At 64.2% G+C, this 25,339-nt stretch carries 19 protein-coding genes and 1 pseudogene; 11 read left to right on the plus strand and 9 right to left on the minus strand.

What is annotated here, in order from left to right; all coding sequences use genetic code 11:
- The first annotated feature begins 111 nt into the window (after nucleotides 1–111).
- Nucleotides 112–462, plus strand: a complete 351-nt coding sequence (locus U1R88_RS06270; RefSeq protein ID WP_068289929.1) for a hypothetical protein — start codon at nucleotides 112–114, stop codon at nucleotides 460–462.
- Nucleotides 463–529: 67 nt separating this feature from the next.
- On the plus strand, nucleotides 530–1,357 hold the full coding sequence (locus U1R88_RS06275) for a class I SAM-dependent methyltransferase (protein ID WP_322430447.1): 828 nt from the start codon (nucleotides 530–532) through the stop codon (nucleotides 1,355–1,357).
- A gap of 8 nt (nucleotides 1,358–1,365) precedes the next feature.
- Here U1R88_RS06275 and U1R88_RS06280 read toward each other — a convergent pair whose 3' ends face one another.
- A complete protein-coding gene (locus U1R88_RS06280; protein WP_322430448.1) occupies nucleotides 1,366–2,313 on the minus strand; it encodes a LysR substrate-binding domain-containing protein in 948 nt (315 codons plus the stop codon).
- Between the two features lie 157 nt (nucleotides 2,314–2,470).
- On the opposite strand from U1R88_RS06280, the gene U1R88_RS06285 reads away from it, so the two are divergent.
- Nucleotides 2,471–3,895 (plus strand): MFS transporter, encoded by a 1,425-nt coding sequence (locus U1R88_RS06285; protein ID WP_322430449.1) that lies wholly within the window; start codon nucleotides 2,471–2,473, stop codon nucleotides 3,893–3,895.
- A gap of 32 nt (nucleotides 3,896–3,927) precedes the next feature.
- Here U1R88_RS06285 and U1R88_RS06290 read toward each other — a convergent pair whose 3' ends face one another.
- A complete protein-coding gene (locus U1R88_RS06290) occupies nucleotides 3,928–7,350 on the minus strand; it encodes a YhdP family protein (RefSeq protein ID WP_322430450.1) in 3,423 nt (1,140 codons plus the stop codon).
- A 295-nt stretch (nucleotides 7,351–7,645) separates the two neighbouring features.
- Here U1R88_RS06290 and U1R88_RS06295 point away from each other — a divergent pair, with 295 nt between their 5' ends.
- The 5 genes from U1R88_RS06295 to U1R88_RS06315 all read left to right on the plus strand — a co-directional run bounded on the left by U1R88_RS06295 (nucleotide 7,646) and on the right by U1R88_RS06315 (nucleotide 13,063).
- Complete coding sequence (locus U1R88_RS06295) at nucleotides 7,646–8,119, plus strand: peroxiredoxin (RefSeq protein WP_322430451.1); 474 nt, start codon at nucleotides 7,646–7,648, stop codon at nucleotides 8,117–8,119.
- Between the two features lie 119 nt (nucleotides 8,120–8,238).
- A complete protein-coding gene (locus tag U1R88_RS06300; protein WP_322430452.1) occupies nucleotides 8,239–10,341 on the plus strand; it encodes a molybdopterin-containing oxidoreductase family protein in 2,103 nt (700 codons plus the stop codon).
- The gene (locus U1R88_RS06305; protein WP_322430453.1) at nucleotides 10,338–10,697 is read left to right on the plus strand and encodes an MmcQ/YjbR family DNA-binding protein; all 360 of its coding nucleotides are present in this window, start codon (nucleotides 10,338–10,340) and stop codon (nucleotides 10,695–10,697) included. Before U1R88_RS06300 ends, U1R88_RS06305 begins: the two co-directional genes overlap by 4 nt.
- A gap of 356 nt (nucleotides 10,698–11,053) precedes the next feature.
- Entirely contained in the window at nucleotides 11,054–11,593 is a 540-nt protein-coding gene (gene fae, locus U1R88_RS06310; protein WP_068289909.1) for a formaldehyde-activating enzyme, read from the plus strand.
- 189 nt (nucleotides 11,594–11,782) lie between these two features.
- Nucleotides 11,783–13,063, plus strand: a complete 1,281-nt coding sequence (locus tag U1R88_RS06315; protein ID WP_322430454.1) for a cystathionine gamma-synthase family protein — start codon at nucleotides 11,783–11,785, stop codon at nucleotides 13,061–13,063.
- Nucleotides 13,064–13,091: 28 nt separating this feature from the next.
- On the opposite strand, the gene attM is transcribed toward U1R88_RS06315, so the two are convergent.
- The gene (gene attM / locus U1R88_RS06320; RefSeq protein ID WP_322430455.1) at nucleotides 13,092–13,883 is read right to left on the minus strand and encodes an AttM family quorum-quenching N-acyl homoserine lactonase; all 792 of its coding nucleotides are present in this window, start codon (nucleotides 13,881–13,883) and stop codon (nucleotides 13,092–13,094) included.
- Nucleotides 13,884–14,000: 117 nt separating this feature from the next.
- Here attM and U1R88_RS06325 point away from each other — a divergent pair, with 117 nt between their 5' ends.
- A complete protein-coding gene (locus U1R88_RS06325) occupies nucleotides 14,001–14,858 on the plus strand; it encodes a LysR family transcriptional regulator (RefSeq protein ID WP_322430456.1) in 858 nt (285 codons plus the stop codon).
- A 79-nt stretch (nucleotides 14,859–14,937) separates the two neighbouring features.
- Here the strand turns inward: U1R88_RS06325 and U1R88_RS06330 are convergent, their stop codons facing one another.
- Nucleotides 14,938–16,413 (minus strand): hypothetical protein, encoded by a 1,476-nt coding sequence (locus U1R88_RS06330; protein ID WP_322430457.1) that lies wholly within the window; start codon nucleotides 16,411–16,413, stop codon nucleotides 14,938–14,940.
- Nucleotides 16,414–16,631: 218 nt separating this feature from the next.
- Between U1R88_RS06330 and U1R88_RS06335 the strand changes: the two genes are divergently transcribed.
- On the plus strand, nucleotides 16,632–18,212 hold the full coding sequence (locus tag U1R88_RS06335) for an alkaline phosphatase D family protein (protein ID WP_322430458.1): 1,581 nt from the start codon (nucleotides 16,632–16,634) through the stop codon (nucleotides 18,210–18,212).
- A gap of 166 nt (nucleotides 18,213–18,378) precedes the next feature.
- On the opposite strand, the gene U1R88_RS06340 is transcribed toward U1R88_RS06335, so the two are convergent.
- The 5 genes and pseudogenes from U1R88_RS06340 to dctP all read right to left on the minus strand — a co-directional run bounded on the left by U1R88_RS06340 (nucleotide 18,379) and on the right by dctP (nucleotide 24,335).
- The gene (locus U1R88_RS06340) at nucleotides 18,379–19,896 is read right to left on the minus strand and encodes a malonate--CoA ligase (RefSeq protein WP_322430459.1); all 1,518 of its coding nucleotides are present in this window, start codon (nucleotides 19,894–19,896) and stop codon (nucleotides 18,379–18,381) included.
- A 10-nt stretch (nucleotides 19,897–19,906) separates the two neighbouring features.
- Entirely contained in the window at nucleotides 19,907–21,331 is a 1,425-nt protein-coding gene (locus U1R88_RS06345; protein WP_322430460.1) for a malonyl-CoA decarboxylase, read from the minus strand.
- Between the two features lie 27 nt (nucleotides 21,332–21,358).
- Nucleotides 21,359–22,702, minus strand: coding sequence for a TRAP transporter large permease (locus U1R88_RS06350; RefSeq protein ID WP_322430518.1), 1,344 nt, complete (start codon nucleotides 22,700–22,702; stop codon nucleotides 21,359–21,361).
- A gap of 96 nt (nucleotides 22,703–22,798) precedes the next feature.
- Nucleotides 22,799–23,314, minus strand: a pseudogene (locus U1R88_RS06355) (TRAP transporter small permease); the annotation flags it as partial.
- A 1-nt stretch (nucleotide 23,315) separates the two neighbouring features.
- On the minus strand, nucleotides 23,316–24,335 hold the full coding sequence (gene dctP / locus U1R88_RS06360; protein WP_322430461.1) for a TRAP transporter substrate-binding protein DctP: 1,020 nt from the start codon (nucleotides 24,333–24,335) through the stop codon (nucleotides 23,316–23,318).
- A 161-nt stretch (nucleotides 24,336–24,496) separates the two neighbouring features.
- Between dctP and U1R88_RS06365 the strand changes: the two genes are divergently transcribed.
- Nucleotides 24,497–25,156, plus strand: a complete 660-nt coding sequence (locus U1R88_RS06365; RefSeq protein WP_322430462.1) for a GntR family transcriptional regulator — start codon at nucleotides 24,497–24,499, stop codon at nucleotides 25,154–25,156.
- Nucleotides 25,157–25,339 lie beyond the last annotated feature (183 nt).

Genomic DNA, 25,339 nt, shown 5'->3' on the forward strand with positions numbered 1-25,339 from the left:
GGATCACGTGGCACGGGAGGCCGGCCGCCTCCCTCCGCCACGACGACTTCCAACCATCAAGCTTGCCCTTGGCGGCATATCGGCCCAAACTAGCCGGGAATCGGAGGCTGCATGCTCTCATTCCAGGTGATGTTCATTCGGGCCATGTCTTCGGCCCTCGAAACCAGCCAAGCCAGCGCCGTCACCATCGGCCATCGTATGCCCATCCTGGCAACGCTGCCATTCTGGCCCCACCCCGACAATCTGATCGAAGCCAGCCGCATGGTGACCGAGAAGTTCGAGGCCCTTGCGGAAGGTGCGGTTGCGGCAACCGACGAAATGGCACAACTGGGATTGCGTGCCGCCTTCGGCAAAGCGGATGTGCATGATCTGGCCTCCGGCCTGATGTCCGTCGCCGTCGCGGCAGCCCAGCCGGCCCAGCGGCGCGTCCGGGCCAATGCCAGACGCCTCTCGCGGCATTGATGCCATGCGCTGGTGCTCGGATAGCCCGCAAGCGGTTTTACCGGCTCTCCCATAGCGTGCGCGAGCCATGGAAAAGGTTTCTCTGAGCCAGGAGAAGGAAACCCTTCTCATCACCCTCTACGCCAAGGGCGAGGAAAGCCGCCTGTCCGACTCGCTCCTGCAGGACCACTTCGCGGCCTCGGCGATCGATCGGATCGATTACGATTTCTCCCGCCTCGGCATCAACCGCGACCTCATGATCGGTTTGGCGATGCGCGCCCACATCCTGGATGGTTGGGCCCGCGCCTTCCTCGCTTTTCACCCCGAGGCGATTGTGCTGCATCTGGGCTGCGGCTTGGACTCGCGTGTCTTCCGCCTCGATCCACCGGCCAGCGTGCGTTGGTTCGATGTCGACTATCCCGAAGTCGTCGAACTCAGACGCAGGCTCTATCCCGAGCGCGCAGGTTACCAATTGATCGGAACCTCCGTCACCGATCCCGCCTGGCTCACAACGATCATGCCCGAAGGCCGCCCAGCGCTGATCATCGCCGAAGGCATGTTCCCCTATCTGCAGGCCGATGAAGCCATCCCGCTGCTCGCCCGGCTGACTGGGCACTTCCCCACCGGAGAGATCGCCTTCGATGCCTATAATCGTCTTGGCCTGCGCCTGATCCGCAAACAGCACTCGGTTCGCGTCACCGGTGCGCAGGTGCATTGGAGCCTTGACGATGCCCATGAGATCGAACGCCAGGTGCCGCGCCTCAAGCTGATGCAGGAACTGCTCTCCTACGGTCGGCAGGGCTATCATGCCGCCCAGATCGCCAGAATGTCCCTGTCGGCTCGCACGGTCATTCCATTCTTCAGGGCCATTCCTGCGCTCGGCCGCATCGGCCGGCTGCTACGCTACAGGTTCTGAAACGAGCATCACGCGCTCACCGGCCTGCCACCAGTCCTGCCCGGCAAGGTACGCTGTTGCGCTTCGACCGCTTCGAGCATCCAGTCTCGAAAGGCCAGGATAGCAGGATCTTCGCTGCGCTCGTGCGGATAGACGAGATGATAGGTCTGGTCTCCTGCCACCGGGACCTCGATGTCGAATAGACGCACCAGTCGCCCTTCGGCGATATCATTGGCGATCATGGCAAGATCGGCCAGACCGATTGCCCCGCTATCGATCACGGCCTGTACGACATGGCTGGTATCGGCAAAGGCGACGCAGGCGCTTTCGTCGAACGTATCGACACCGGCAGCCGCCATCCACATGCGCCAATCCGGCCAGGTCAGATCGCGCCGGCGCCAATCGCGATAGCACAGGGTGCGGCCGATCAGATCCGTCGGCGTTTTAAAATGCTGGCCGGCTTCGAGCAGCCGCGGACTGCAGACTGCCACCATGACCGTATCGAACAGCCGCACCGAACTCAGCCCGTAAAAGTTTCCGTCGCCGAAACGGATGGCCAGGTCGATATCGTCGATTTCGAAATCGCGGACCTCGTCGGTAATGTCGAAGCGTAGCTTCAGTTCGGGATGGACAGCGTGGAAGGCTGGCAATCTCGGCAGCATCCAGTTGGTGGCGAAACGCGCGCCAAGCGACAGGCAGAGCTGCGCCGAGGCGCGCTGCGATCTGCTGGCCCGGGCGACGGCGCGCTGCAGACCGGCCAGTGCCTCGCCCACCGCCTCGAACAATAGGCCTCCCGCAGATGTAAGCTGGATGCTGCGGCTGGTCCGCGTGAAAAGCACGATGCCAAGCCGATCCTCGATCTCCTTGATCTGATAGCTGACGGCGGCCGGCGTCAGGCCGACCTCCTCGGCTGCGCGGGTGAAGTTGAGATGCCGGCCGGCCGCCTCGAAGATCTTCAGGGCTCGAGTCCCCGGCATTGTGCGCGCCATCAATCTTCAAGCCAATTTTGATGTTCTATCGAGAATTACTCGTTTTTCAATATCCTATCAATCGGCCATGACAGTCAAACTTGACAATCAGGGAGCCTGGAGCTGGGCGACAACCGGCTTTTATGCTCCGTTTTGGAGTGACCTCATGTCCGTCAATACCGCCCCTGGCGAGACCAGTCCGGATGATCTCGCGCGTGCTTCCTCGTCAGGTCCGGGCGCGGCGTTTCGCTGGTCGGCACGCCTGTGGATCGTCCTCCTCGTCTCCAGCGGGGTGATCCTGCTCGATGGCCTCGACGTCTCCATGATCGTGGTGGCGATACCGCAGATTCAGCGGGAATTCGGCTTGAGCGCGGCGACCGCGCAATGGCTGGCCGGCGCCTATATCCTGGCCTTCGGCAGCTTCCTGCTCCTGGGTGGGCGCTGTGCCGATCTGTTCGGCCGGCGTCGCATGCTGGTCGCCGCCATGGCCGTATTCATCCTCGTTTCTGTGTTCGGTACCTTCACCAGCGATCCCGCCCTGCTGATCGCCTCGCGTTTCGTCAAGGGCGTGGCGGCAGCCTTCACCGCACCGGCAGCGATGTCGCTGCTGACGACCACCTTTCCCGAAGGTCCCCAGCGCAACAAGGCGTTCGGCATCTTCAACGTCTTCGAGGCCTCCGGCTATTCCTCCGGCCTGTTGATCGGCGGCCTGCTCGCCACGCTGAACTGGCGGGCCGTGTTCATCCTGCCAGTACCCATAGCTGTGCTGATCCTGTGGGCGGCGCTGCGCTATGTGCCCGCCGACCCGCGCTCCGACCGGCCAATGCGGCTCGATCTCGGCGGCGCGCTGACCTTGGTCGCTGGCATGCTCACCCTGGTCTTCGCGCTCGTCCTCGCCGCCGAAATCGGCTGGCTGTCGCCATGGACCCTCAGTGGCCTCGTTGCCGCGGCTCTGCTGCTGGCTGGCTTCGCCGCCATCGAGAGCCGCGTCGAGGCACCCCTGATCCGTCTCGGCCTGTTCCGCAACCGCAAGCTGGTGGCCGCGAATGCCAGCGCCGCCCTGCTTTATGGCGGTGCCATGGGCTTCCAGTTCCTGCTCAGCCTCTACTTGCAGAACCTCCTCGGCTGGCGGCCCTGGCAGATGGCGCTCGTATTGCTGCCGGCGGGCTTGATGGTGGTTGCGATCGGTCCCAGGCTCGGCGGCTTGATCGACAGGTTCGGGGTGGCGCGTACCCTGGTCGTCGGCCTCGCCGCCTTCGTGCCCTGCTATCTGCTGGCACTTCGCCTCGGTCCCGAGCCGGACCTGTGGACCCTCTTGCTGCCGGTCTCGCTGCTCTGGGGCTTTGGCTTTGCTTTCAGCATCTCGGCCTTGATGGTCGCAGGGACCAGCGGCGTCGCCGACGAGGAACAGGGCCTTGCCGCCGGCCTCCTCAACAGTTCGCTGCAGGTCGGCGGCGCCTGCGGCCTTGCCGTGGTCACCGCGGTCATCATGCCGGCGACGGAATTGGCCATGCTTTCGTCCGGCGTCGTGGTTAGCCTGGTCTTCGCCTTCCTGACCCTGCTGGTTCAATTGCCCTTTCGGCGCGGCTGAACCCGCAAGGTCAACGAGACGCCGGGGTCTCCTCAATTGGCCTGCTTCTGGAACTCGAAGATCTTGCGCAGGAAACCGGGCGCGATGGCCGAGAGCGGATTGACCGTGAGCACCGGTGCGTTGATCCGGCCCGACACCTTGAAGTTGATGGCGAACAGGCCGCCATATTGGCCCCCGCTCAGCAGACCGCCGATGAGCGGGATCTTGGAGAAGATGTTGTTCAGGGCATAAGCGGGCACAAAGGTGCCGGTGAGGTTGACCCTGTCCGTGCCGTAGTCGAGGGCGCCCGACAGGCTGACGCCGACGTCGGGTCCCCAGACGACCGAGTCCAGGATGCCGATCCGCGAGGCTGTCCGGGTGAAGGCGAGTTCGAGCCTGGTGAACTGGGCGGAGTCGCCGCTCCCGGGCGCGTAGGAAGACAGCTTGCCGGCGTTCTTCAGCGTGTCGCGGTATTGCCCCAGGGCGGTCTCGTTCTCCACCGAGAAGCTGCGCATCACCAGGCGGCCGCGCATATTGTCGATCACCGGCGAGAAGCGGGCACCGAGCGCCCCGCCACGCAAGCGGGTGTAGAGATCCAGGAAACGCATGACGGCGCCGGCATTGGTGGACTGCACAGTGACCAGATTGCCGCTGCCCCCCTCATTGCCCAGCGAGGCGGTGACCTGGCCGTTGGCCAGCCTGCCGCTGAGATCGAGCTTGCGGATCGTCGTACCCTTGCTGTCGAGCATCAGGCCGAGATCGGCCAGGGACTCGTCGTTGAAGCCGACCACCTGGCCGACCCTGATATCGGCATTGATGCTGGTGCTGGCACTGCTGCCCTTGGCACGCTTTTGGAGCATCGACAGCAGAGGGCGGGCATCGAGCCGGTTCCCGCGCACAAAGACCTTCCAGCCATTGCCGAGTGGTTCGAAAACGCCCTGGAAATCATCACCCGGCGACAGGCTGATCACATCCATCATCGCCTTGCGCAGCTTGTTGTCCGGGCCGAGCGTCACGGTGCCACGCAGCGACACCGATCCGCTCTCCACCGTCAGCTTGTCGAGCGTGCCGCCGCCCTTGTCGGCGGGGTCCCAACTGAAACTGACCCGCCCCGGCACGCCGGCCGCCTTTTGCCAGCCCGGCAGCAGGTCCTTGATACGCACGGCGGCCAGATCGATATCGACATCGTAGCGCGGGTCGCGCGGATCGGCGACCGGATGGATGTCGGCCTGGATGGGCCCCGTCAGTGCATCCCCGAAATCGAAGCCCTTCCGCTTCCTCGTGGCGTCGTCCAGGATGACGCTGAGGGCCGTCTGCGGTTCTTGGCCCTCGGCCTTGCGCAGGTCGAAATTGGCCGGCAGCCCATCGAACACACCCTTGCCGGTGAGCAGCATCAGCCCCGGCTCGAGCGAGAGCTTCATCGTGCCGCTCTGCAGGCTGCTGCCGGCGACATGATCGATCGACATTCCCTGTACGCCGCCCGTGATCGCATATTTGATGTCTTCGGGGCGAGGATGGTCGATCAGCGGCAGGTCGAGCTTGACCTTGAGATCGGCAGTGCCGTTGACCTCATCTGGCCTGATATCCATGCCCTTTGCGGCATCGGCCAGCGGCGGCATGGTCATCAGCCTGGCCACGGCCTGCGCGGGGCCCTTCACCCCGAAGACCGCGGACTGGTTCGGCGGTTTCAGGGCGAAATCGTCGATCTTATAGGACCCATCGGCGAGGTTGAGTGTGCCGGTGTCACCGGTCTCGACCACCGCGCTGTCGACACTGACGATGAGATGGCGTCCGGAGAAATCGACCCTGCCCTCGACGTCGCTGATCGGCGGCAGCGTATCGATGATCTGGACGATGCCCTTCGACATCGGCACCGAGCCCGAAAGAGCTTCGTCCGGCAGAGGCGGCGTCTTGCCATTGACCGAAGCCAACGCCCCTTGCGGAATGGCGAGCTTGAGCGTCGCTCCATCGACGACACCAGCCTTGATATGGTCTTCCAGCCAGATCTTGACCTCGGGTACCGAGAAGACGGGCCATACCCGGTTCAAGGCCACCGCCGACAGGGTCTTGGCCTTTGCGGTCAGGTCGATCGCCGGGGTCTTGCCGCCGAAGCCGACGGCACCGTTGAAATCGATGGCGACTGTCGGCCCCAGCACCTCGCCCTTGTCCAGGCTGAGGCGATTGGTGGCTGGATCATAGCGGCCGGCAAGGTCGATACGGTCGAGCTTCAGCGGCGGACGTTCCTCGCGGCGGCTGGCCAGCAGCACGTTCGGCGCCTGCAGGCCATAGGTCCACACCGGCCCCGTCGCATCGGAAGGCGGAATGACCTTTCCCTTGAAATCCAGGATGCCCTCGCCCGACTTGACCATCGCCTGGTCGATCTGGACGGCACCGACCGTCTTGTCCCAGTTCAAGCTCATCTGAGCGCCGTCGAAAACGAAGGGAGGCTCCTTCGGCTCGACATTCCAGCTGCCCCCGGCGCTGGTGATATTGACCCGCGCCATCTCGACGGAACCATCGGGATTGATGCTGGCACGAGCCAGTAGATCGAAGGAGGCTTTGACCGATGGCTGCTCGACGCTCGGCGCCAGCGCCGCCACGAGTTCGGTGACACCGATATTGCTGGCCTTGATGTCGATCGAGCGCGGTTCGCCGTCGCCACCTTCCGTGGTGGCATTGATGGAACCACCCGCAGCGGCAAGAGCCACCGACAGGCCACCGGCCGTGGCGGTACGGCGGACCGTCAGGTCGATACCGCGATGGACGATGTCGTGGCCGATCGCCTGGTCATGCACCGCCAGCGCGGCGTCGCGCAGCTCGACCCTGTCGATGGAACCGATCGAGGCGATCATCGTGTCGAAGCCGTTTAGGACTGCCGCAAGCGAAAGGGCTCCGCCCGTGGCAGGCGCCGGGCTGTCGACGCCGGCCTGAAGCGTGAACCGGCCGTCGATGCTGACATTGACGGTTGCCGCCGCCCCCTCGACCACGATCGAACGGGCCGTGACATCGCCAAGCAGCAGAGACGCCAGATCGAAACCGGCAAAAATACGCGGCGCCGAGGCGATCACGACGTCATGATCCCTCACGGTCACACCGCGGATCATCGCAATCAACCCTTCCGGGCGTCGTTCGATCGCGACATCGTCCAGGCTGAGACGATAGCCCGGCGGTAATTTGGCGGCGATGGCCTGATGCACGGTCTGGGTGATGAAGGGCAGCGATAGAGGACCATTGCCGAGCCGCCAGTAGAAGATGCCGATGGCAGCCCCGACCACCACCGCTGCCGTGGCCGCCACGGAGACGGCGCTGCGCAGCAATACGCGGCCGCTGCCAGGCCGCCGCCGGGGCGAAGGATCCGCCAGTGGCTCTTCCACAGGATGGTCGTACGGCAACTGGTCAGCAGCGGTCTCCAGGGATACCTGCTCATCGGCGGCAGCCGTCGCTTCATGCACTGCGTTATGTGCGTCCCTCGCCATCAACGATTCGCCAGCCCCTTGCGATAAATCCTTCATGCCCCACGGCAATGCCGGCGAGATGATGGCCTCACCCAGGTTGCCGTACCGTTAAGGAGACGCAGTAGGATGAAGATGCAAATTGTTGAGATAAGCCGACAATTCCAAATCGTCTTATCCCAGGATACGCTGGGCAAACACGCATCGGGGCAATCCATCGCGAGAGACGAGTGCCCGGATGCAGAACGGCCTGGACCGCGCCTGTCCCGAAACATACACGATTGTGCTCTGACGTACCATTTTGCCAAAAGGAAGGCATATGCATCCCCTGCAGGTCGGCGAGGTCGCTCCCGCCTTTTCCCTCCCCCTCGCCGATGGCGGCACCGTCCGGCTCGAGGACTTCAGTGGCCGCAAACTGGTGATCTTCTTCTATCCCAAGGCGGATACCCAGGCCTGCACGCGTGAGGCCGTGGAGTTCTCGGCGGCCAAAGCGGATTTCGCCGCCGCGGGCGCGGAATTGCTCGGCATCTCGCACGATCCTGTGCGCAAGCAGCAGAAATTCGTGGCAAAGCACGGATTGACCACGGCAATCGCCTCCGACGAAAGCCTCGACATGCTCAACGCCTATGGCGTCTGGGGCGAAAAGCAGATGTATGGCCGCACCTATCTCGGCATCGAGCGCACGACCTTGCTGATCGACGGCAAGGGCATCGTCGTCCGCGTCTGGTCCAAGGTGCGTGTGGCGGATCATGTCGCCGAGGTGCTGGAGGCCGCCCGCGCCCTGCCGGGATGATGCGCATGCGAGCCATTCCCCGTGTGAATGGATCGATCAATTCTCGCAATGCCTGCACGCAAGGCTGGCTCTTACGGCCTCCTCGCCCTACGATGCGACGGTGAGATGACGAGATCCCGATGAACAAACCGCTTGGCCCGATCCGCAGGGCCTCTGCCTGCCCGCATGATTGCCCCTCGACCTGTGCCCTCGAGATCGAGGTGCTCGACCGCAACACCATGGGGCGGGTCTATGGTGCCGCCGACAACAGCTTCACCAAGGGCGTGATCTGCGCCAAGGTCGCCCGCTATGCCGAGCGCGTGCACCACAAGGATCGCCTGCTCCACCCCCTGATGCGCACCGGCCCGAAGGGATCTGGCCAGTATACACGCATCGGCTGGGACGAGGCGCTCGACCGCACCGCCGAGGCCATGCTGGCCGCCGAGCGCGATTTCGGGGCCGAAAGCGTCTGGCCCTATTACTATGCCGGCACCATGGGCCTGGTCATGCGCGACGGCATCAACCGCCTGCGCAATGCCAAGCGCTATTCGGGCCAGTATTCGACCATCTGCACGTCGCTGTCCTGGTCCGGCTATCTTGCCGGCCATGGCCGCATGACCGGCACTGACCCACGCGAGATGGCCCAGTCCGACTGCATCGTGCTGTGGGGCACCAATGCCGTGGTGACACAGGTCAATGTGATGACCCACGCCGCCTCCGCCCGCAAGAAGCGCGGTACCAGGATCGTGGCCGTCGATGTTTACGACAACGCCACCATGCAGCAGGCTGACGTCAAGATCATCCTCAAGCCCGGTACGGACGGGGCGCTTGCCTGCGCCCTCATGCATGTGATGTTCCGCGACGGCCATGCCGACCGGGCCTACCTCGCCAAATTCGCCGACCATCCCGCCGAATTCGAAGCCCATCTCGCCAGCCGCACGCCGCAATGGGCTTCCGACATCACCGGCGTGCCGGTGGCCGATATCGAGGCCCTGGCCAAGTTGCTGGGCGAGCGGCCCCGGACCTTCTTCCGCCTCGGCTATGGCTTTGCCCGCTCGCGCAACGGCGCGGCCTCGATGCATGCGGTCAGCGCCATTCCCGTGGTGATGGGCGCCTGGCAATATGAGGGCGGCGGCGCGCTGCACTCCAATTCGGGTATGTTCGGCTGGCGCAAGACGCTGATCGAGGGCCTGGACGTGCGCGACCCCAAGGTCCGTGAGCTCGACCAGACGCGTATCGGCGCCATCCTCACCGGCGATGCCGAAACCCTGTGCGGCGGCGGCCCGGTGAAAATGCTCTTGATCCAGAACACCAATCCGATGTCGGTCGCGCCCGACCAGGACAAGGTGAAGCAGGGCTTTGCCCGCGAGGACCTCTTCACCGTCGTACATGAGCAGGTGATGACCGATACCGCCCGCATGGCCGACATCATCCTGCCGGCGACCATGTTCGTCGAGCATGACGACGTCTACCAGGGCGGAGGGCAGCAGCACATCCTGCTCGGCCCCAAGCTGATCGAACCGCCGGGCGAATGCCGCAACAATCACGAGGTGATCAGCGCCATCGCTGCCCGCGTCGGCGCCGAACATCCCGCCTTCGCCATGGATCCGCGCGAGTTGATCGACCGCACCCTCCAGGCCTCCAAGCGCGGCACGCTGGCTGAGCTCGAGGAAAAGCGCTGGCTCGACGTGCAGCAGCCTTTCGAGGACGCTCATTTCCTGAAGGGTTTCGGCTGGCCTGACGGCAAGTTCCGCCTCAAGGCAGACTGGCCGAAGAACCCCTATGCGGCGCCCGCCAAGTTCGGGCCGGTGCATGACATGCCCGCCTTCCCCGATCATTGGACGGCGATCGAGCTGGCGGACGAGGCCTTCCCCTTCCGCCTGACCACCAGCCCGGCCCGGAATTTCCTCAATTCGAGCTTCACGGAAACCCCGACCTCGCTCGCCAAGGAGGAACGGCCCGATGTGCTGATCCATCCCGACGATGCCGCCGCCCACGGCATCGAGGATGGCGACAAGGTCGAGCTTGAAAGCCCGCGCGGCAGGGTCCGCCTGCACGCCAAGCTCTTCGAGGGCCTGCGTCGCGGCGTGCTGGTGGCCGAGTCGATCTGGCCGAACAGCGCCTATGAGGACGGCAAGGGCATCAACACCCTGACGGGGGCCGATGCGCCCGCGCCCGTCGGCGGCGGTGCTTTCCACGACAACAAGGTGGCGATCCGCAAGCTCCCAGCTTTGGCGGCATGACCCACGAGGAGTACAACGCCTTCTGCGGCGCGCTGCCCGCCACCAGCCATGTGGTGCAATGGGGCGGAGCCCATGTCTGGAAGGTCGGCGGCAAGGTCTTCGCCATCGGCGGCCAGCAGGACGGCGAGCCGCGCTACACCTTCAAGGTGAGCGAGATCTCCTATGAGGTGCTCAGGGAGCAGCCCGGCCTGCGTCCCGCCCCCTATCTGGCTTCGCGCGGCATGAAGTGGATCCAGCATTATGCCGAGCCAGGCCTGAGCGACGAGGAACTGCGCGACTATCTGCGCCAGTCGCATTTCATCGTCTCCCGCGGCTTGTCGAAAAAGGTACGGGCGGAACTCGGCCTGCCAGGCTAGAGCTACAATCATGGTCCTCTTGCTCGACCGTCATTGCGAGTCGAGCGAAGCAATCCAGCTGGTGCCATGCGTGAAAGACTGGATTGCTTCGCTCGACTCGCAAAGACGAAGGGAACCGCCACGAGGTTGGAACTGCGGCCATAGCGCCAAAGCGCCTTGTGATCGACGGAACCACCAATTGTCGCGAGAACTCGTCACAACGCGGGCTTGGAGCCAGGCTACCCGACTCCCGAGAACAACTATGCGTCCTTTTTTCACAAGCCCCGAGGCTTGCGGTTTTCAGGACCGCCGGCCCATCATCCGCTGCCGCAGAAAGATCTCATCGTGCCGATTGAGACCGGAACAGGAGCAGTGACTTGACCGACATCATCTTTCGCACCGGCGAAGCCACCGTGCTCGCCAAGGAAGGCCAATACACGGACGCCATGCCGGAAGTGCTGATCGGCTCCGTCGACGGGCCGGTCGGCCACGGCTTCGCCGCCATGCTCGGCCAGACGGTCGGACATACCCGCATGTTCGTGGTGCGTGACCTCAACCAGCTCGTCCGTCCCGCCACCATGATGACGACGAAGGTGACGATCCACAATGCCGCCTATGTCGAGCTTCTCGGCGGCGTCGTTCAAGGAGCGACCGGCGACGCGATCGTCGACTGCGTCATCGAGGGCGTACTGCCGAAGGACCAGACAGACAAGATCTGCATCATCATCACGATCTGGCTCGATCCGCGCTGCCCGGCGGACCCCAATCTCGACAAGGCCGACCTCTATCGCACCAACTACGAGGCGACCAAGCTCGCCATCCGTCGTGCCATGACCGGTGAACCCACGATCGACGAATTGATCGCCAACCGGAAGACCATCAAACACTACGCGCTCGATGGCGTCGTCGAGTATTGAGCCGGCATGAAGCACCCGACGTCGTTGCAGCCTTCCTGGCAACGAAATCGAGGTCCTGATGCCCTCCCAATTCGCCGAAGGAGTCGATCGCTCCAGCGATCGACTCCTTCCCTTTGACAGACTTCATGGCCGACCGCACCATACGCGCCACACCACCGCTTCCGACGTCACACGTGAAAGGAGCCGGTCATGGCCGTCGATCGCAGCCACAAACATATGCTCAACAACCACGCCCTGCATCCCGAGACCCTGATGCTGGGCTATGGTTATGACCCGGCCCTCTCGGAAGGTTCGGTGAAGCCGCCCGTGTTTCTCACCTCCACCTTCGTGTTCCAGTCGGCCGAGGACGGGCGTGATTTCTTCGACTACACCTCGGGCCGACGCGCCCCGCCCGCCGGCAGCGCGGCCGGGCTGGTCTATTCGCGCTTCAACCATCCCAATACCGAGATCGTCGAGGACCGCCTCGCCATCTATGAAGGCGGCGAAGCCGCCCTTCTGTTCTCCTCGGGCATGGCCGCCATCTCCATGGCGGTGCTGGCCTATGCTCGTCCCGGCGATGTCGTGCTGCACAGCCAGCCGCTCTATGGCGGCACCGAGACACTGCTCGCTCGTACCCTCGCCGATTTCGGCATCGGGCATGCGGGCTTCATCGACGGGCTTCATGTCGCTTCGATCAATCAGTCTGCCGACAAGGCGATGGCGACAGGCCGGGTCAGCGTCATCCTGATCGAGACCCCGTCCAATCCGGTCAACACGCTGGTCGACTTCTCCCTCGTCGGCGCCGTTGCCGATCGCATTGCCGACATGCAGGGTGCACGCCCGGTGATCATTTGCGACAACACGCTGCTGGGGCCGCTCTTCCAGCGGCCTCTCGGCCATGGCGTCGATATCGTGGTCTATTCGGCCACCAAATATATCGGCGGCCACAGCGATCTCATCGCCGGCGCGGCGATCGGCAGCAAAACGGCGTTGAAGCCGGTGCGAGCCCTGCGCAGCGCCGTCGGCACCCAGCTGGATCCCCACACCTGCTGGATGCTCGGCCGCTCGCTCGAAACCTTGTCGCTGCGCATGCAGGCCGCCGCGCGCAATGCCGTGGCCGTCGCCGACTTCCTGGCCGCCCATGCCGGCGTCGTCGCCGTGCATGCCCTGCATGCGCTGCCGGAGGACAGTCCGGCACGCCGGGTATTCGAGCGGCAATGCACCGGTGCAGGTTCGACCTTCTCAATCGAGATCAAGGGCGGCCAGGCCGAGGCCTTCCGGATGCTCAACGCGCTGAAAGTGTTCAAGCTCGCCGTCAGCCTCGGCGGCACCGAGTCCCTCGCCAGCCATCCCGCCTCGACCACCCATTCGGGCGTACCGGCCGAGCTGAGGGCGCAGCTCGGCGTGACCGACGCCACCATCCGGCTGAGTGTCGGCATCGAGAACGCCGAGGACCTGATCGCCGACCTCGCCCAGGCGCTGGAGGCCTGAGCGGGCGCGCTTGCCGAAGCGAGCGGTATCAATCGTAGAAGTGGGGCGCCTGCCTGAAACCGGCCCAGGCCTCGGGATCATGGCCCGGCACCACCGTCGCTCCCATCCGGTCGGCGAGAAAACGCAGCTTGCGTACCGAGCGCGCCGCGTCGCTGGCCGAGCTCATCAGGCCTGGCAGTGCCTTCTCGTTCCAGTGGTCCCAGGTATAGGCGGCATCGATCGCCAGCAGGTACGGCCCGCTGTGCGGAAGATCGACCATGACGGATTGGTGGCCGGGCGAATGGCCCGGCGTAAACAGGATCCGGATGGCGCCATCGCCATAGAGGTCGAAGTCGTCCGTGGCCTCGCCCTCCAGGAACTGCCAGGCAAGGTCCGGCCGGTCGAAATCCCGGCGGACATAGGCGGCCGCCGAGAACCAGTCCGGAGCGAAGGCATATTCATATTCCCGGCGTTGCACGATGTGGGTGGCATTGGGAAAGCGCCCGACGGCACCAGTATGATCCGAATGCAGGTGCGAGAGCAGCACGAAGCGGATATCGCCGGGCCGGATGCCGAGAGTTTCGAGCTGGGCGAGGCAGCCTTGCTCCGGTGTCATCACCGGGCGGAAAACCTCGACGCTGCCGCCCCAATAGGCTCTGGGATCGGCAAGGCCTTCCGCCGCCAGGCCCCCGTCGATCAGCACCGCGCCTTCCGGATGCATCACCAGGAACCAAGGGACCGGGATCTCGTAGTCGGCTCCCTCGCCCTGGTTCATCTTGATGTGGTGCAGCTTGCAGCGCTGGGTGCCGGACTGGAACATATACAGTCGTAGACTAGACATTCGAAACTCCGACGGGCCGTCGGCTCCTTCAACGCGGATCACGGTTGTATAAGGGCATGCTTCCAATCGGAAAATCGGGAATATATGATATCATCCATCAGAAAAATGGATGGATAAATGCGCCCTTTCGACCTCGATCTCCTGCAGACCCTCGTCGCCATCGCCGAGGCAGGCAGCCTGTCGGCGGCGGCGCCACGGGTCCATCGCTCGCAATCGGCCGTCAGCGAGCAGATGCGCAAGCTCGAGCAGCATTGCGGCGTGCCCTTGCTGGTGCGCGGCAAGCTCGGTGCCAGCCTCACGCCAGCCGGCGAGCGTCTGGTCGTACATGCACGCCGGCTGCTGGCACTCAGCGAGGAGGCTTTCCGCGATGTCATGGGCATGCCGCTCACCGGAGATCTGCGCCTGGCCATCACTGACTATTTCCGCCCGGCGACGATCACGCTCCTGCTCAAGCGCTTGCGTGAGCGCTATCCGCAGCTCAGGCTGCATGTCGCGACCCGCCAGAGCCTGATGATCGAGAACCGTCGCGACTTCGACATCGGCCTGTCCATGCGCCTTCTCGACAAGGACAGTGCGTCCGACGAAGACGGCCGCATCCGGCTCGGCCGCGAGCCGCTGTCGTGGGTGGCTTCTCCCGCCGTCGAGCTCGATGCAGCCCAGCGCCTGCCGCTTGTCGTGCTTCCCGAGGCCTGCGCCCTCCAGCGCCTAGTCATCCGCACGCTCAACCAAAGCGATATCGATTATGAGATCGCCCATTCGGCCGCCGGGGTCGCCGGCCTGCATCTGGCGCTCGGCGCCGCCCTGGGCGTGGCCTGCCTTAACCGTTCCGCCATACCGGCCGGCATGGCCGTTCTCGATACCAGTCTCGGTCTGCCGGCCATGCCCGACGTCGAATTCTCCATCCTGCCGCCCCAGGCCGGCGAATCCGCCCTGATGGCGAAAGTCCGCCATTTGCTGGCGAAAGAACTCGCCTGATCGAACTGCTTCAGACGCGAAGAGGGCGGCCTTTCGGAAAAGGCCGCCCTCGGAATCCTGCTCGCCGCTTGGGAGCTCCCTATTTCTGCGCCCCCGGCCCGAAGGACTGGCCATTCACCGTGACCTTGCGGGCGAGACTGTCGAAGTCGATGTCCCAGGTCAGACGGCCGTCCGGCCCGGTCTTGGCCAAACCCTTGAGGAAGGCGATGCCCATGGCCGCACGCTGAGGGCCGGGACCGGCGGCGCCGGCCTTGCCGAGAGCCCCGGCGATCGCATCCAGATTGGAGGCGGAGACCGTCGCCTTACCCTGCTGGGAGGGCAGCAGAGAGGTCTCACCCTGCCCCTTCACATCATAGGCGGGAGCCGCGAGCGTCTGGTCGAAGGCAAGCTTGGGCTGGCCTGCCAGAAGCAAGGGCAGCAGAACGGCTTTCAGGCTGTCCGGCTGGGGAGGCTTGGTATCGGTAGTGGCCTCGATCACCTTGCCCGCGATGGCATCGAGATCGAGCCCCGTCACCTTGAGATTGAGCGTTGCCTGCTCCGGCACCAACGTCTTGGCCCAGTCCGGCATCATCCCATCCGGCAGGGTGAGGCCGCTCATGGCGAGGTTCAGGCCGACATTGCCTGTCGTCACCAAGCCGTTCGAAGCCAGGTTGGTATCCACGGTGGCAATCCGGATGATGCCCTTGGGCGTCCCCACCGTCATATTGTCGTAGCGGATCTGCGCGGCCAGTGTTTTCCACAGCGGCAACACGGCCTTCAGCTTGGCCCGCGCCTGCTCCTGGGCCGCCTTGCCGTTGTCGCCAGCCTTGCGGGCCGCGAAATAGGCCAGAGCCTGCATGAATTGCTGGCTACTGAAGCCATTGGCCGCAAAGGTCTCGTGTATGCGATCGGCGCGCAGCACCATCGGCGGCGCCGGATTGGCCGGATCCTTCACGGTAACCGTCTCGACGAGATCCAGCAGGTCTCCCGTCATCGTCAGGTCCGACTTGCCAGCCTCTCCGACTTTGCCAGTCATGGTGAAATCGATCTTTCCAATGCTGGCGTCGATGTCCTCGATCGGCGAACGCATGGTGAAGACGGCCGACTCGCAGCTCATGCTCTGATCGGCAAACTGCTCGGCCTTGGGATCGAAGACACCCTTTCCGGTGCAATTCTTCAGGCGCTGGACCAGCTCGCTCTGGGGACCGGCTTTTCCTGATTTATAGGTGAAATCGAGCGAAGGTGTCGTCTGCTCGAAAACATATTTGCCACCTGCCTCGGGCTTCACGTGTCCGGTGAACGGACCGAAGCTGAATTGGGCACCGTCGGCAGGCAAGCCGAGCTTGGTGCTGCTGAAATCGTAGGTGAGGTCGTAGCCATCGCCATTGGGTTTGATCGTGAGAATGCCCTTCTCGATCACTTTCGGGCCGAAATAGCGGGTAATCTCGTCACGAATCGCCTTGGCGCCCTGCTCGGTGGCGGGCTCGGCCATGGCCTGCGAAGAGGCCAGCCCTGCAAGCGCCACGCTGGCCAGAATGACCCGGCGACGAACGCCGCTTTTGCGCTCAGATGTCATCAAGAAAGCCATAAAATACCCGGTCCGCTCAATGGAAGATCCCCAACTCCCTATGCCATAAGCAGAAGCAGGCTGCCTGTGAATTTTTTCTTCAGGTCCTCGCACCGAAGCCTGTTCGAGGTTTCTCTCGCGTACAGTTTACAATTCCTCCAACCATCTGACATGCCCCTGTCATGTCGATGGCCAAGAAGGAGCGCAATTCAAGCTGGAGAGTCGCCATGCGCTTCATCGAAAGACCTTTGTCCCGCCGCCGCTTCCTCACTGCAACCGCAGCAACCGGCCTCCTCGGAGCCACGGGCACGTTCGCCATTCCGGGCCTGTCCCGCGCTGCCGACCGCCCCGAGGTTACGGCCGGCCTGCAGTCGGGCGACGTTGCCGGCGACAGGGCGGTATTGTGGTCGCGCACGGACCGCCCGGCCAATGCGATCTTCGAATGGTCGACGACCGAGAGCTTCAAGACGGTGAACCGGCTGCCGACGGTGACCGCCTCCCCCGAGACCGACTACACCGTGAAGATCCTGGCCGAAGGCCTGCCGGCGGACCAGGAGATCTTCTACCGCGTGCGCTTCCAGGACCTCGCCCATACCAGCGTCGAGAGCGAGGTGGTCACCGGGCACCTGCGTTCGGCCCCGGCCGGGCTGCGTGACGTCTCCTTCGTCTGGTCCGGCGACACCGCCGGCCAGGGCTGGGGCATCGATGCCGACCGCGGCGGCATGAAGATCTATTCGGCCATGCTCAAGCACAACCCGGATTTCTTCATCCATTCCGGTGACAACATCTATGCCGACGGCGTGATCAAGCCCGAGGTGAAGCTACCTGACGGCACCGTCTGGAAGAACATCGTCACGCCGGAAAAATCCAAGGTCGCCGAGACTCTCGACGAGTATCGCGGACAGTACAAATACAACCTGATGGACAAGAACTTCCGCGCGCTCTACCGTGAGGTTCCGGTCATCACCCAGTGGGACGACCATGAGGTGACCAACAACTGGTCCTCGTCCAAGGACCTGCTCAGCGACGATCGCTACAAGGAAAAGTCGATCGCGGCCCTGGCGGCACGCGCCGCGCAGGCCTTCCACGAATATATGCCGATCGCCACCACCTTGGCCGAACCGCGCCGCGTCTACCGCAAGATCCCCTATGGCCCGCTGCTCGACGTCTTCATGCTCGACATGCGCACCTATCGCGGCCCCAACAGCGACAATCTGCAGACCGCGGAAGGCGGGGGAGCGGCCTTCCTCGGCGCCGAGCAGCTTGCCTGGCTCAAGCGCGAACTCGCCAACTCCAGGGCGACTTGGAAGGTGATCGCCGCCGACATGCCGCTCGCTCTGGTGGTGTGGGACAAGGCCGAGCAGAAGAAGGGCTTCGAGGCTGTCTCCAACAACGACAATGGCAAGCCGCTCGGTCGCGAGCTCGAATTCGCCGATCTCCTGCGCTTCATCAAGGCGGCCGGCGTGAAGAACACGGTGTGGCTGACAGCCGACGTCCACTACACCGCCGCCCACTACTACAATCCGGACAAGGCGGCCTTCCAGGACTTCGATCCCTTCTGGGAATTCGTTTCCGGCCCGCTCCATTCCGGCACATTCGGCCCCAACGACCTCGACATGACCTTCGGGCCCGAGCTTAAATATGTGAAGGCGCCGGAAGGCGGCCAGCAGAACCTGTCGCCCGCGGCCGGCCTGCAATTCTTCGGCCATGTCGCCATCGCCGCCGACACGCGGGTGATGACCGTCACGCTACGCGACGCCGCCGACGCCTCGCTCTGGTCGACGCAGCTCGAGCCGAAGCTGGGCTGACGCGGAAATCGCGCGCGCGATAAACCTTCTCCCCTTGTGGGAGAAGGTGGCATTGCGCAGCAATGACGGATGAGGGGTGTTGGCGCATACCTTTCAAGGGTGCGTTTCTCCCCTCATCCGCCCCTTCGGGGCACCTTCTCCCACAAGGGGAGAAGGCTTTCACGCCTCACCCCCGCGCGTAGAGATCGCGATAGGTCGTCTGCAACACGTTCTTCTGGACCTTGCCCATGGTGTTGCGCGGCAATTCGTCGACGAAGAGCACGCGCTTGGGCTGCTTGAACTTGGCGAGGCGCCCCTCCAGGGTGGCAAGGATCGTCCTTTCCTCCACGGTAGCGCCCGGCTTGCGCACCACGATCGCCGTGACTCCCTCGCCGAAATCGGCATGCGGCACGCCGATCACGGCGCTCTCGAACACGCCGGGAATGCCGTCGATCTCCGTCTCCACTTCCTTGGGATAGACGTTGTAGCCACCTGTAATCACCAGGTCCTTGCCGCGTCCGACGATGTGGACATAGCCCTGGGCGTCGATCTTGCCGAGATCGCCGGTGATGAAGAAGCCGTCGGGCCGGAATTCCGATCTGGTCTTCTCCGGCATGCGCCAATAGCCCTTGAACACATTGGGGCCCTTCACCTCGATCATGCCGATCTCGCCCTGCGGCAAGGCTTCGCCCGTCTCCGGCTGGACGATGCGCAGCGAGATGCCCGGCAGCGGCATGCCGACGGCGCCGGCCACGCGCGCGCCCTCATAGGGGTTGGAGGTGATCATGTTGGTTTCGGTCATGCCATAGCGTTCGAGAATGGCGTGGCCGGTGCGCGCTCTCCATTGTTCATGGGTCTCCGACAGCAGTGGCGCCGATCCTGATACGAACAACCGCATATGGGCGGTCGCCTCGGCGGTGAGGCCCTCCTGCTGCAGGAGGCGCACATAGAAGGTCGGCACGCCCATCATGCAGGTGGCGCCGGGCAGGTGGCGTAGCACCTCCGCCGCATCGAAACGCGGCAGGAAGATCAGCGAGGATCCCGCCATCAGCGTGGTATTGATGGCCACGAACAGGCCATGGGTGTGGAAGATCGGCAGGGCATGCAACAGCACGTCGTCCTGGCTGAAGCGCCAATAGGCAGCCAGGGTAACGGCATTGGAAGCCAAGTTGCCATGTGTCAACATCGCACCTTTGGAACGCCCCGTGGTGCCGGAGGTATAGAGCAGCGCCGCCAGATCGTCCTCGCCGCGCGCGACATCGTCGAAGCTCTCCGGTGCGGCTTTCGCCGCTTCGGCGAGCGAGCCGTCATCATGGCTTCCCAAGGTCGCGACGGCAGCACCGAGCCGGGTGCCGATCTCGCCGAGTTCATCCGCCTTTTCCGGCGCGCAGACCAGGAGCCGCGGTTCGGCATCGCCGACGAAATAATCGAGCTCGGCCTTGGTATAGGCGGTGTTGAGGGGCACGAACACCGCGCCGGCGCGCAGGCAGGCCAGATAGAGAAACACCGCCTGCGGGCTCTTTTCGACCTGGACGACCACGCGGTCACCCGTTTCGACCCCATAGCCGCGCAGGGCATTGGCATAGCGGCCCGACCAGGCAAGCACAGCGCCATAATCAAAGCCGCGGCCATCGGCGAGAGTGAGGAAGGGTTTTCCCGCTTCCGGCATCCGGGAACGGATCAGGCTGAACAGATGGTTCGACACGCAAATTTCCTCAAGAATTGGGACGAGACCGCTGGGCCGCATCGGCGCTGCGGGCGGGCGGCGGCAAGGCCGGTACGGCTGGCTTGCGACGCGCCGGTTTCGCTTCCGTGGCTTTCAGCAGCTTGCGCACGGCCGCGCTGGCGGCGATTACGCCCTGATTGGCGAAGGCCTCATGATTGGCTTCGATGGCATCGAGGTCATAGAGATAATTGACCATGAGGCCGCCGGCCTGGCGCAACCCGTTGGCCGAGACGTCGCCCCGCCAGTTGATGCGCTCGAGGCGGGCGCCATTGCCGAGATGGAACCGCGCCACCGGGTCGATCGGCGCACCCGACGGGGTCCTGGCCACCAGGAAATAATGAGCGGCGGCCGCCAGCTGCGCCTCACGCATGGCTTCCGTCGGCCCGGTGCCGCCCTGTTCGGCTGGCTGGAACAGCCCCTCCAACACCGAGAGGTCGGCGACACCCGGAATTTGGGGGTCCTGCTTGGCGAGCTCCCGCTTCAGCCAGCCCATGAAGCCGGGGACCGGCGACAAAGTCACGAAGGTCTTCAGCTTCGGCAGGTCGCGCCGGAGTTCCTCGACCACCTGCTTGATCAGGAGATTGCCGAAGGAGACGCGGCGCAGGCCGGTCTGGCAATTGGAGATCGAATAGAACACCGCGGTGGTCGCATCCTCGGCCCGGATCGGCTTGCGTTCGAGAGCGAGCAGCGGCGCGATCGTCGCCGGTATGTCCTGCGTCAGCGCCACCTCGACGAACACCAGCGGCTCGTCGGCCATCTGCGGATGGAAGAAGGCAAAACAGCGCCGATCCGAAGGCTCCAGCCGGCTGCGCAGATCCTCCCAGCTATGGATGGTGTGCACGGCCTCATATTGGATGATCTTGGCAAGAATGTTCGCCGGTGTCGTCCAGTCGATCCGCTTCAGCATCAGGAAGCCCCGGTTGAACCAGGACGAGAACAGATGGGCAAGGTCTGCATCGAGGGCCTCCAGCTTCGCATTGCCCTGCAGGTCGGCGAGTACGTCCTCGCGCAGCCGCACCAGGGCGGCCGTGCCGCCGGCGGGGCGGTTGAGCCGGCGGAAGAGCTCCTGGCGTCTCGGCTCTGCGGCCACGCTGAGCTCGGCCATCGCCCGGGGCGACTTGTCCTGCAGATAGGCCTCGATCGCCGCATCGAGGCGCTGCTGGTCGGGACCGAAGCCGTCGGCCAGCGCCGCCAGATGGCGCCGCCTTTGCTCCTCGTCGGCCGCGGCATAGGCGTCGAGCCATTGCTGCGCCAGGGCGACGCCGGAAACCTCGCCCCGGCCCGTCAGCAGCGCATTGCTGAGCGCCAGCAGATCGCCCGATCGCACCGGGGATGCAGGGCGCTCAAGACCGATGAGCCCCCTCCCCCGCTCGGCCACCGCTTCCAGGAATTCCTGCAGGAAATTTCTGCTCATCGCTGTTCACCATGCCAATTCATTGGATTACCCCATGATCAGACCGGGCAGCCAGGTGGCGAGGCCGGGGATCAGGCAGGCCAGCACCACCGCCAACGCCATCAATCCGACGAAAGGCAGCGTCCCGCGCATGATATCCCCGAGCGGGATGTCCGGCGCGATATTCTTGATCACGAAGATGTTGAGCCCGACCGGCGGATGAATCAGGCCCATCTCCATGACGATGGTCATCACCACACCAAACCAGATCAGGTCGAAGCCGGCCGCTTTCAAGGGCGGCAGGATGATCGGCGCCGTCATCAGGATGATCGAGACCGGCGGCAGGAAGAAGCCGAGGACGACCACGAAGAGCAGGATGGCGGTAAGCAGCAGCCATTTCGACAGGTTCAGGCTGATGATCCAGGCCGCCGCCGACTGGCTGATCTGGAGATAGCTCATCACATAGGAATAGAGCAGCGACATGCCGATGATCATCAGGAGCATGGTCGATTCCCGCAGCGTGCCCGAGAGGATCGGCATCACCTTGGAAGGCCGCCAGATGCCGTACATGGCCGAGATCACCACCAAAGCGAGCACGGCGCCGACGCCGGCCGTCTCCGAGGGCGTCGCCCAGCCGGCATAGAGCACCACCATCACGCCGGCGAGGATCGAGACGAAGGGCACCACCCAGCCGATCATCCGCAGCTTCTGGGCGAAGGTGTAGCTCTCCTCGAGCAGGATGGCCGAACGAATGCCGGTGCGCTCAGCCTGCACCAGGGCCTGCCGCTTCTCCTTGCGGTAATGCAGCATGGCGTAGACGGCGAACATCGTCATCAAGAGCAGGCCAGGGCCGATTCCGGCCAGGAACAGCTTGCCGAGCGAAACCTCCGCCGCCACCGCATAGAGCAGCATGGTCACCGAGGGCGGCAAGAGGATGCCGAGCGTGCCCCCTGCCGCGATGATGCCGGCGGCAAAGCCCCCCGAATAACCGCGGGCCCGCATCTCCGGGATGCCGGCTGCACCGATGGCCGAGCAGGTGGCGGGCGAAGAGCCCGCCATGGCGGCGAACAGGCCGCAGGCGACCGTGTTGGCGACGCCGAGGCCGCCTGGAATGCGATAGAGCCAGGCATGCAAGGCCGAATAGAGATCCTTGCCGGCATTGGAACGACCGATCGCCGCGCCCTTCAGGATGAAGAGCGGGATGGCGAGGATGATGACGTTGGCCAGTTCCTCGTAGAAGTTCTGCGCCAGCGTATCGATCGAGGCCGCCGGCATGAACAGGATCATGAAGGTCAGAGCCACCACGCCGAGCGCGAAGGCGATCGGCATGCCCGAGAACAGTACGATCAGCGTCGCGGTGCAGTAGGCGACGCCGATGCCCCATTGCGGCAGGCCGGTCAGTAGTGGCAGCGGCGGCCGCGACCACAGGGCGAAAGCGGCGAAGGCGAGCAGCACGATGACGAAGACCGGCAGCGAGCGTTCCGCCACCTGCAGGGCGACCTGCGCCGCCAGCAGCACCATGCCTGATGTCAGCAGGGAATAGGGAATCCACAGAGGCGGCCCCCAGGCCGAGTGCGAGGTCTGCTCGTCCACCCAGGCTTCATGCAAGAGCGAGCCCGATTTCCAGGCGAACAGGAGGCAGAAGAACAGCACCAGCGCATCGACCACCAGCCGCCTGGTGCCGGCGGCAGCCGGCAGCCAATGATCGAGGATATCGATGCCGACATGGCCGCGCACGGCCTGCACCGAGGCCGCCGACAGGAAGATGGCGCCGGCGATCAGGTAGATGGTGACCTCGTCCTGCCACAACACCGACTGGCGGGTGATATGGCCGGTGATGACGCCGAAGGTAAGGACAACAGCCGCCGCCAGCAGAGCCACGGCCGAAAGCCGGAAGGCGACGGCGTTGACCGCGGCGAAGGCACGATGCACGACCCCCGCGCGCTCGGCCGGACCGGCTTCGTCGCCGGCGAGGATGGCATCGTGCTGGATCGAGCCGCCCATCTCACGCCACCTTCTGCGCGAGCTTCAACAATTCCGCGGCCTCGCTCGAACGGGCCGCATAATCCTTCCAGGAACTGGCTTCGGCAATCTTGCGCCATTCGGCGAGATCGGCCGCGCTGAAATCGGCGACTTCGACACCCTTGGCGGCATAGACCTTAGCGACCTCCTCGTCGTCATGCTGCGCCTGCTTGGTGGCCCAGCCCTCCATCTCGGCGCCGACATCGAGGAGCGTCTTCTGCTGATCGGCAGGCAGGGCGTCGAAGATGGTCTTGGACATCAGCAGCGGTTCGAGCATGAACCAGAAGGAACCCTTCCGCGCCGAGGTCAGCGATTTGGCGAGTTCTTCCAGGCGGAAGGAGATCAGGCTTGTCGAGGAAGTCACGGCCGCATCGAGCGCGCTGGTCTGCATGCCGATATAGATTTCGTTCGAGGGCATGGTGGAGACCTGCGCCCCGGCGGCGGTGAACATCAGGTCCATTTCCCGGCTGCCGCCGCGGATCTTCAGCCCCTTGGAGCTGTCCGGCGTCAATACCGGCTTGCCGCGCGAGGCCACGCCGCCGCCCTGCCAGACCCAGGCGATGATCTTGATGCCCTTGGCCTCCAGAATGCCGGAGAGCGCCTTGCCGATCTCGGCATTCTTCCAGGCCGCACCTTGCTCATAACTCGTCACCAGGCAGGGCATCAGGCCCAGATTGGTGGCATGCAGTTCGCCGCCGGCATAGGCGACCGGGAACAGCGACATGTCCAAGGCGCCGCGGCGCATGGCCGAGAACTGTGCGTTGGTCTTCATCAGCGAGGCATTGGCATAGACGTCGAATTTCAGGCCGCCGCCGGTGCGCTTCTCCACTTCGGCGGCGAAGATGCGGCAGAGCCGGTCGCGAAAATCACCCTGCTCGATGGTGCCGCCGGGAAACTGGTGCGACATCTTCAGCGTGGTGGCGGCGCGGGCAGCCCCGGCGGACCGGATGACCAATGGCGTTGCGAGTGCGGCAGTCAGGATCTGCCTCCGGGTGAGCGACATGGCGTTTTCCTCTTCAATCCATCCGAGGCTGGCTGGTTCCGCCTGCGGTTGCATTCATCATTATTGCAATTTTGAAACAGTTACAATAAAATTGTATACAAGTTTTACGAGATTGACTCCCTCGTGCCGGGAGTCGTACGAAATTGCGGAGGATATCGGCCATGAGCGAAAAACCCGCGACCCGCCTGCGCAACCAGATCGAAGAGGAAATCGCCACCGGCGTGTTCAAGCCCCGCGACAGGCTCGACGAGGTCTCGCTGGCGGCCCGGTTCGGGGTCTCGCGCACACCGATCCGCGAGGCTCTCCAGCAATTGGCGGCAGCCGGCCTGGTCGAGATTCGCCCGCATCGCGGCGCCATCGTCAGCGCGCCCGATCCCAAGCGCCTGATCGACATGTTCAGCCTGATGGCCGAATTCGAGGCGATCTGTGGGCGCCTCGCCGCCCGCCGCCTGCTGCCGAGCGACGAGGCCGAACTGAAGAGCACGCTCGAAGCCTGCCGCAAGGCAGCCGACAGCGGCGACATGGACATCTATTATTACGAGAACGAGCGCTTCCATCGCGCCATCTATGTGGCGAGCGGCAACGATTTCATCGCCGAGCAGGCCACGGCCCTGCATAAGCGCCTCGCCCCCTTCCGCCGGCTGCAACTACGCGTGCGCAACCGCATGCGCACCTCGCTGGCCGAGCATGAAGCCATCGTCGATGCCCTGCTGGCCGGCGACAGCACCCTCGCCTCCACGCGCCTCTATGACCATGTCGCGGTGCAGGGCGAGCGCTTCACTGACCTGATCGCTTCGCTCAATCGGGCAGCGGCGGAATAGTTCCGCTCTTTTTCCCAGGCTATCTGCCGGAATTCCGACGTCGCGTTCGCCGGCCGAACCGCCTCGGCCAGGCTCGACGATGCCCCCTTCTATTCTTCATATTATTCATACTATTGTCACGAGCGATCTCTATGAAGCATCTCGTCGAGCAAGCACTGGGCCAGGCCGCTCATCGGACTGTGC

Source organism: Labrys sedimenti, assembly GCF_034424805.1.
Taxonomy (GTDB): Bacteria; Pseudomonadota; Alphaproteobacteria; order Rhizobiales; family Labraceae; genus Labrys; species Labrys sedimenti.

Coding starts and splice junctions, on each gene's coding strand:
- U1R88_RS06280 (WP_322430448.1), bottom strand. CDS start 2,313: ATGCCGGGGACTCGAGCCCTGAAGATCTTCGAGGCGGCCGGCCGGCAT.
- U1R88_RS06365 (WP_322430462.1), top strand. CDS start 24,497: ATGAGCGAAAAACCCGCGACCCGCCTGCGCAACCAGATCGAAGAGGAA.
- U1R88_RS06345 (WP_322430460.1), bottom strand. CDS start 21,331: ATGAGCAGAAATTTCCTGCAGGAATTCCTGGAAGCGGTGGCCGAGCGG.
- U1R88_RS06300 (WP_322430452.1), top strand. CDS start 8,239: ATGAACAAACCGCTTGGCCCGATCCGCAGGGCCTCTGCCTGCCCGCAT.
- U1R88_RS06330 (WP_322430457.1), bottom strand. CDS start 16,413: ATGACATCTGAGCGCAAAAGCGGCGTTCGTCGCCGGGTCATTCTGGCC.
- U1R88_RS06270 (WP_068289929.1), top strand. CDS start 112: ATGCTCTCATTCCAGGTGATGTTCATTCGGGCCATGTCTTCGGCCCTC.
- U1R88_RS06325 (WP_322430456.1), top strand. CDS start 14,001: ATGCGCCCTTTCGACCTCGATCTCCTGCAGACCCTCGTCGCCATCGCC.
- U1R88_RS06290 (WP_322430450.1), bottom strand. CDS start 7,350: ATGGCGAGGGACGCACATAACGCAGTGCATGAAGCGACGGCTGCCGCC.
- U1R88_RS06275 (WP_322430447.1), top strand. CDS start 530: ATGGAAAAGGTTTCTCTGAGCCAGGAGAAGGAAACCCTTCTCATCACC.
- U1R88_RS06315 (WP_322430454.1), top strand. CDS start 11,783: ATGGCCGTCGATCGCAGCCACAAACATATGCTCAACAACCACGCCCTG.
- U1R88_RS06335 (WP_322430458.1), top strand. CDS start 16,632: ATGCGCTTCATCGAAAGACCTTTGTCCCGCCGCCGCTTCCTCACTGCA.
- dctP (WP_322430461.1), bottom strand. CDS start 24,335: ATGTCGCTCACCCGGAGGCAGATCCTGACTGCCGCACTCGCAACGCCA.
- U1R88_RS06295 (WP_322430451.1), top strand. CDS start 7,646: ATGCATCCCCTGCAGGTCGGCGAGGTCGCTCCCGCCTTTTCCCTCCCC.
- U1R88_RS06305 (WP_322430453.1), top strand. CDS start 10,338: ATGACCCACGAGGAGTACAACGCCTTCTGCGGCGCGCTGCCCGCCACC.
- U1R88_RS06285 (WP_322430449.1), top strand. CDS start 2,471: ATGTCCGTCAATACCGCCCCTGGCGAGACCAGTCCGGATGATCTCGCG.
- attM (WP_322430455.1), bottom strand. CDS start 13,883: ATGTCTAGTCTACGACTGTATATGTTCCAGTCCGGCACCCAGCGCTGC.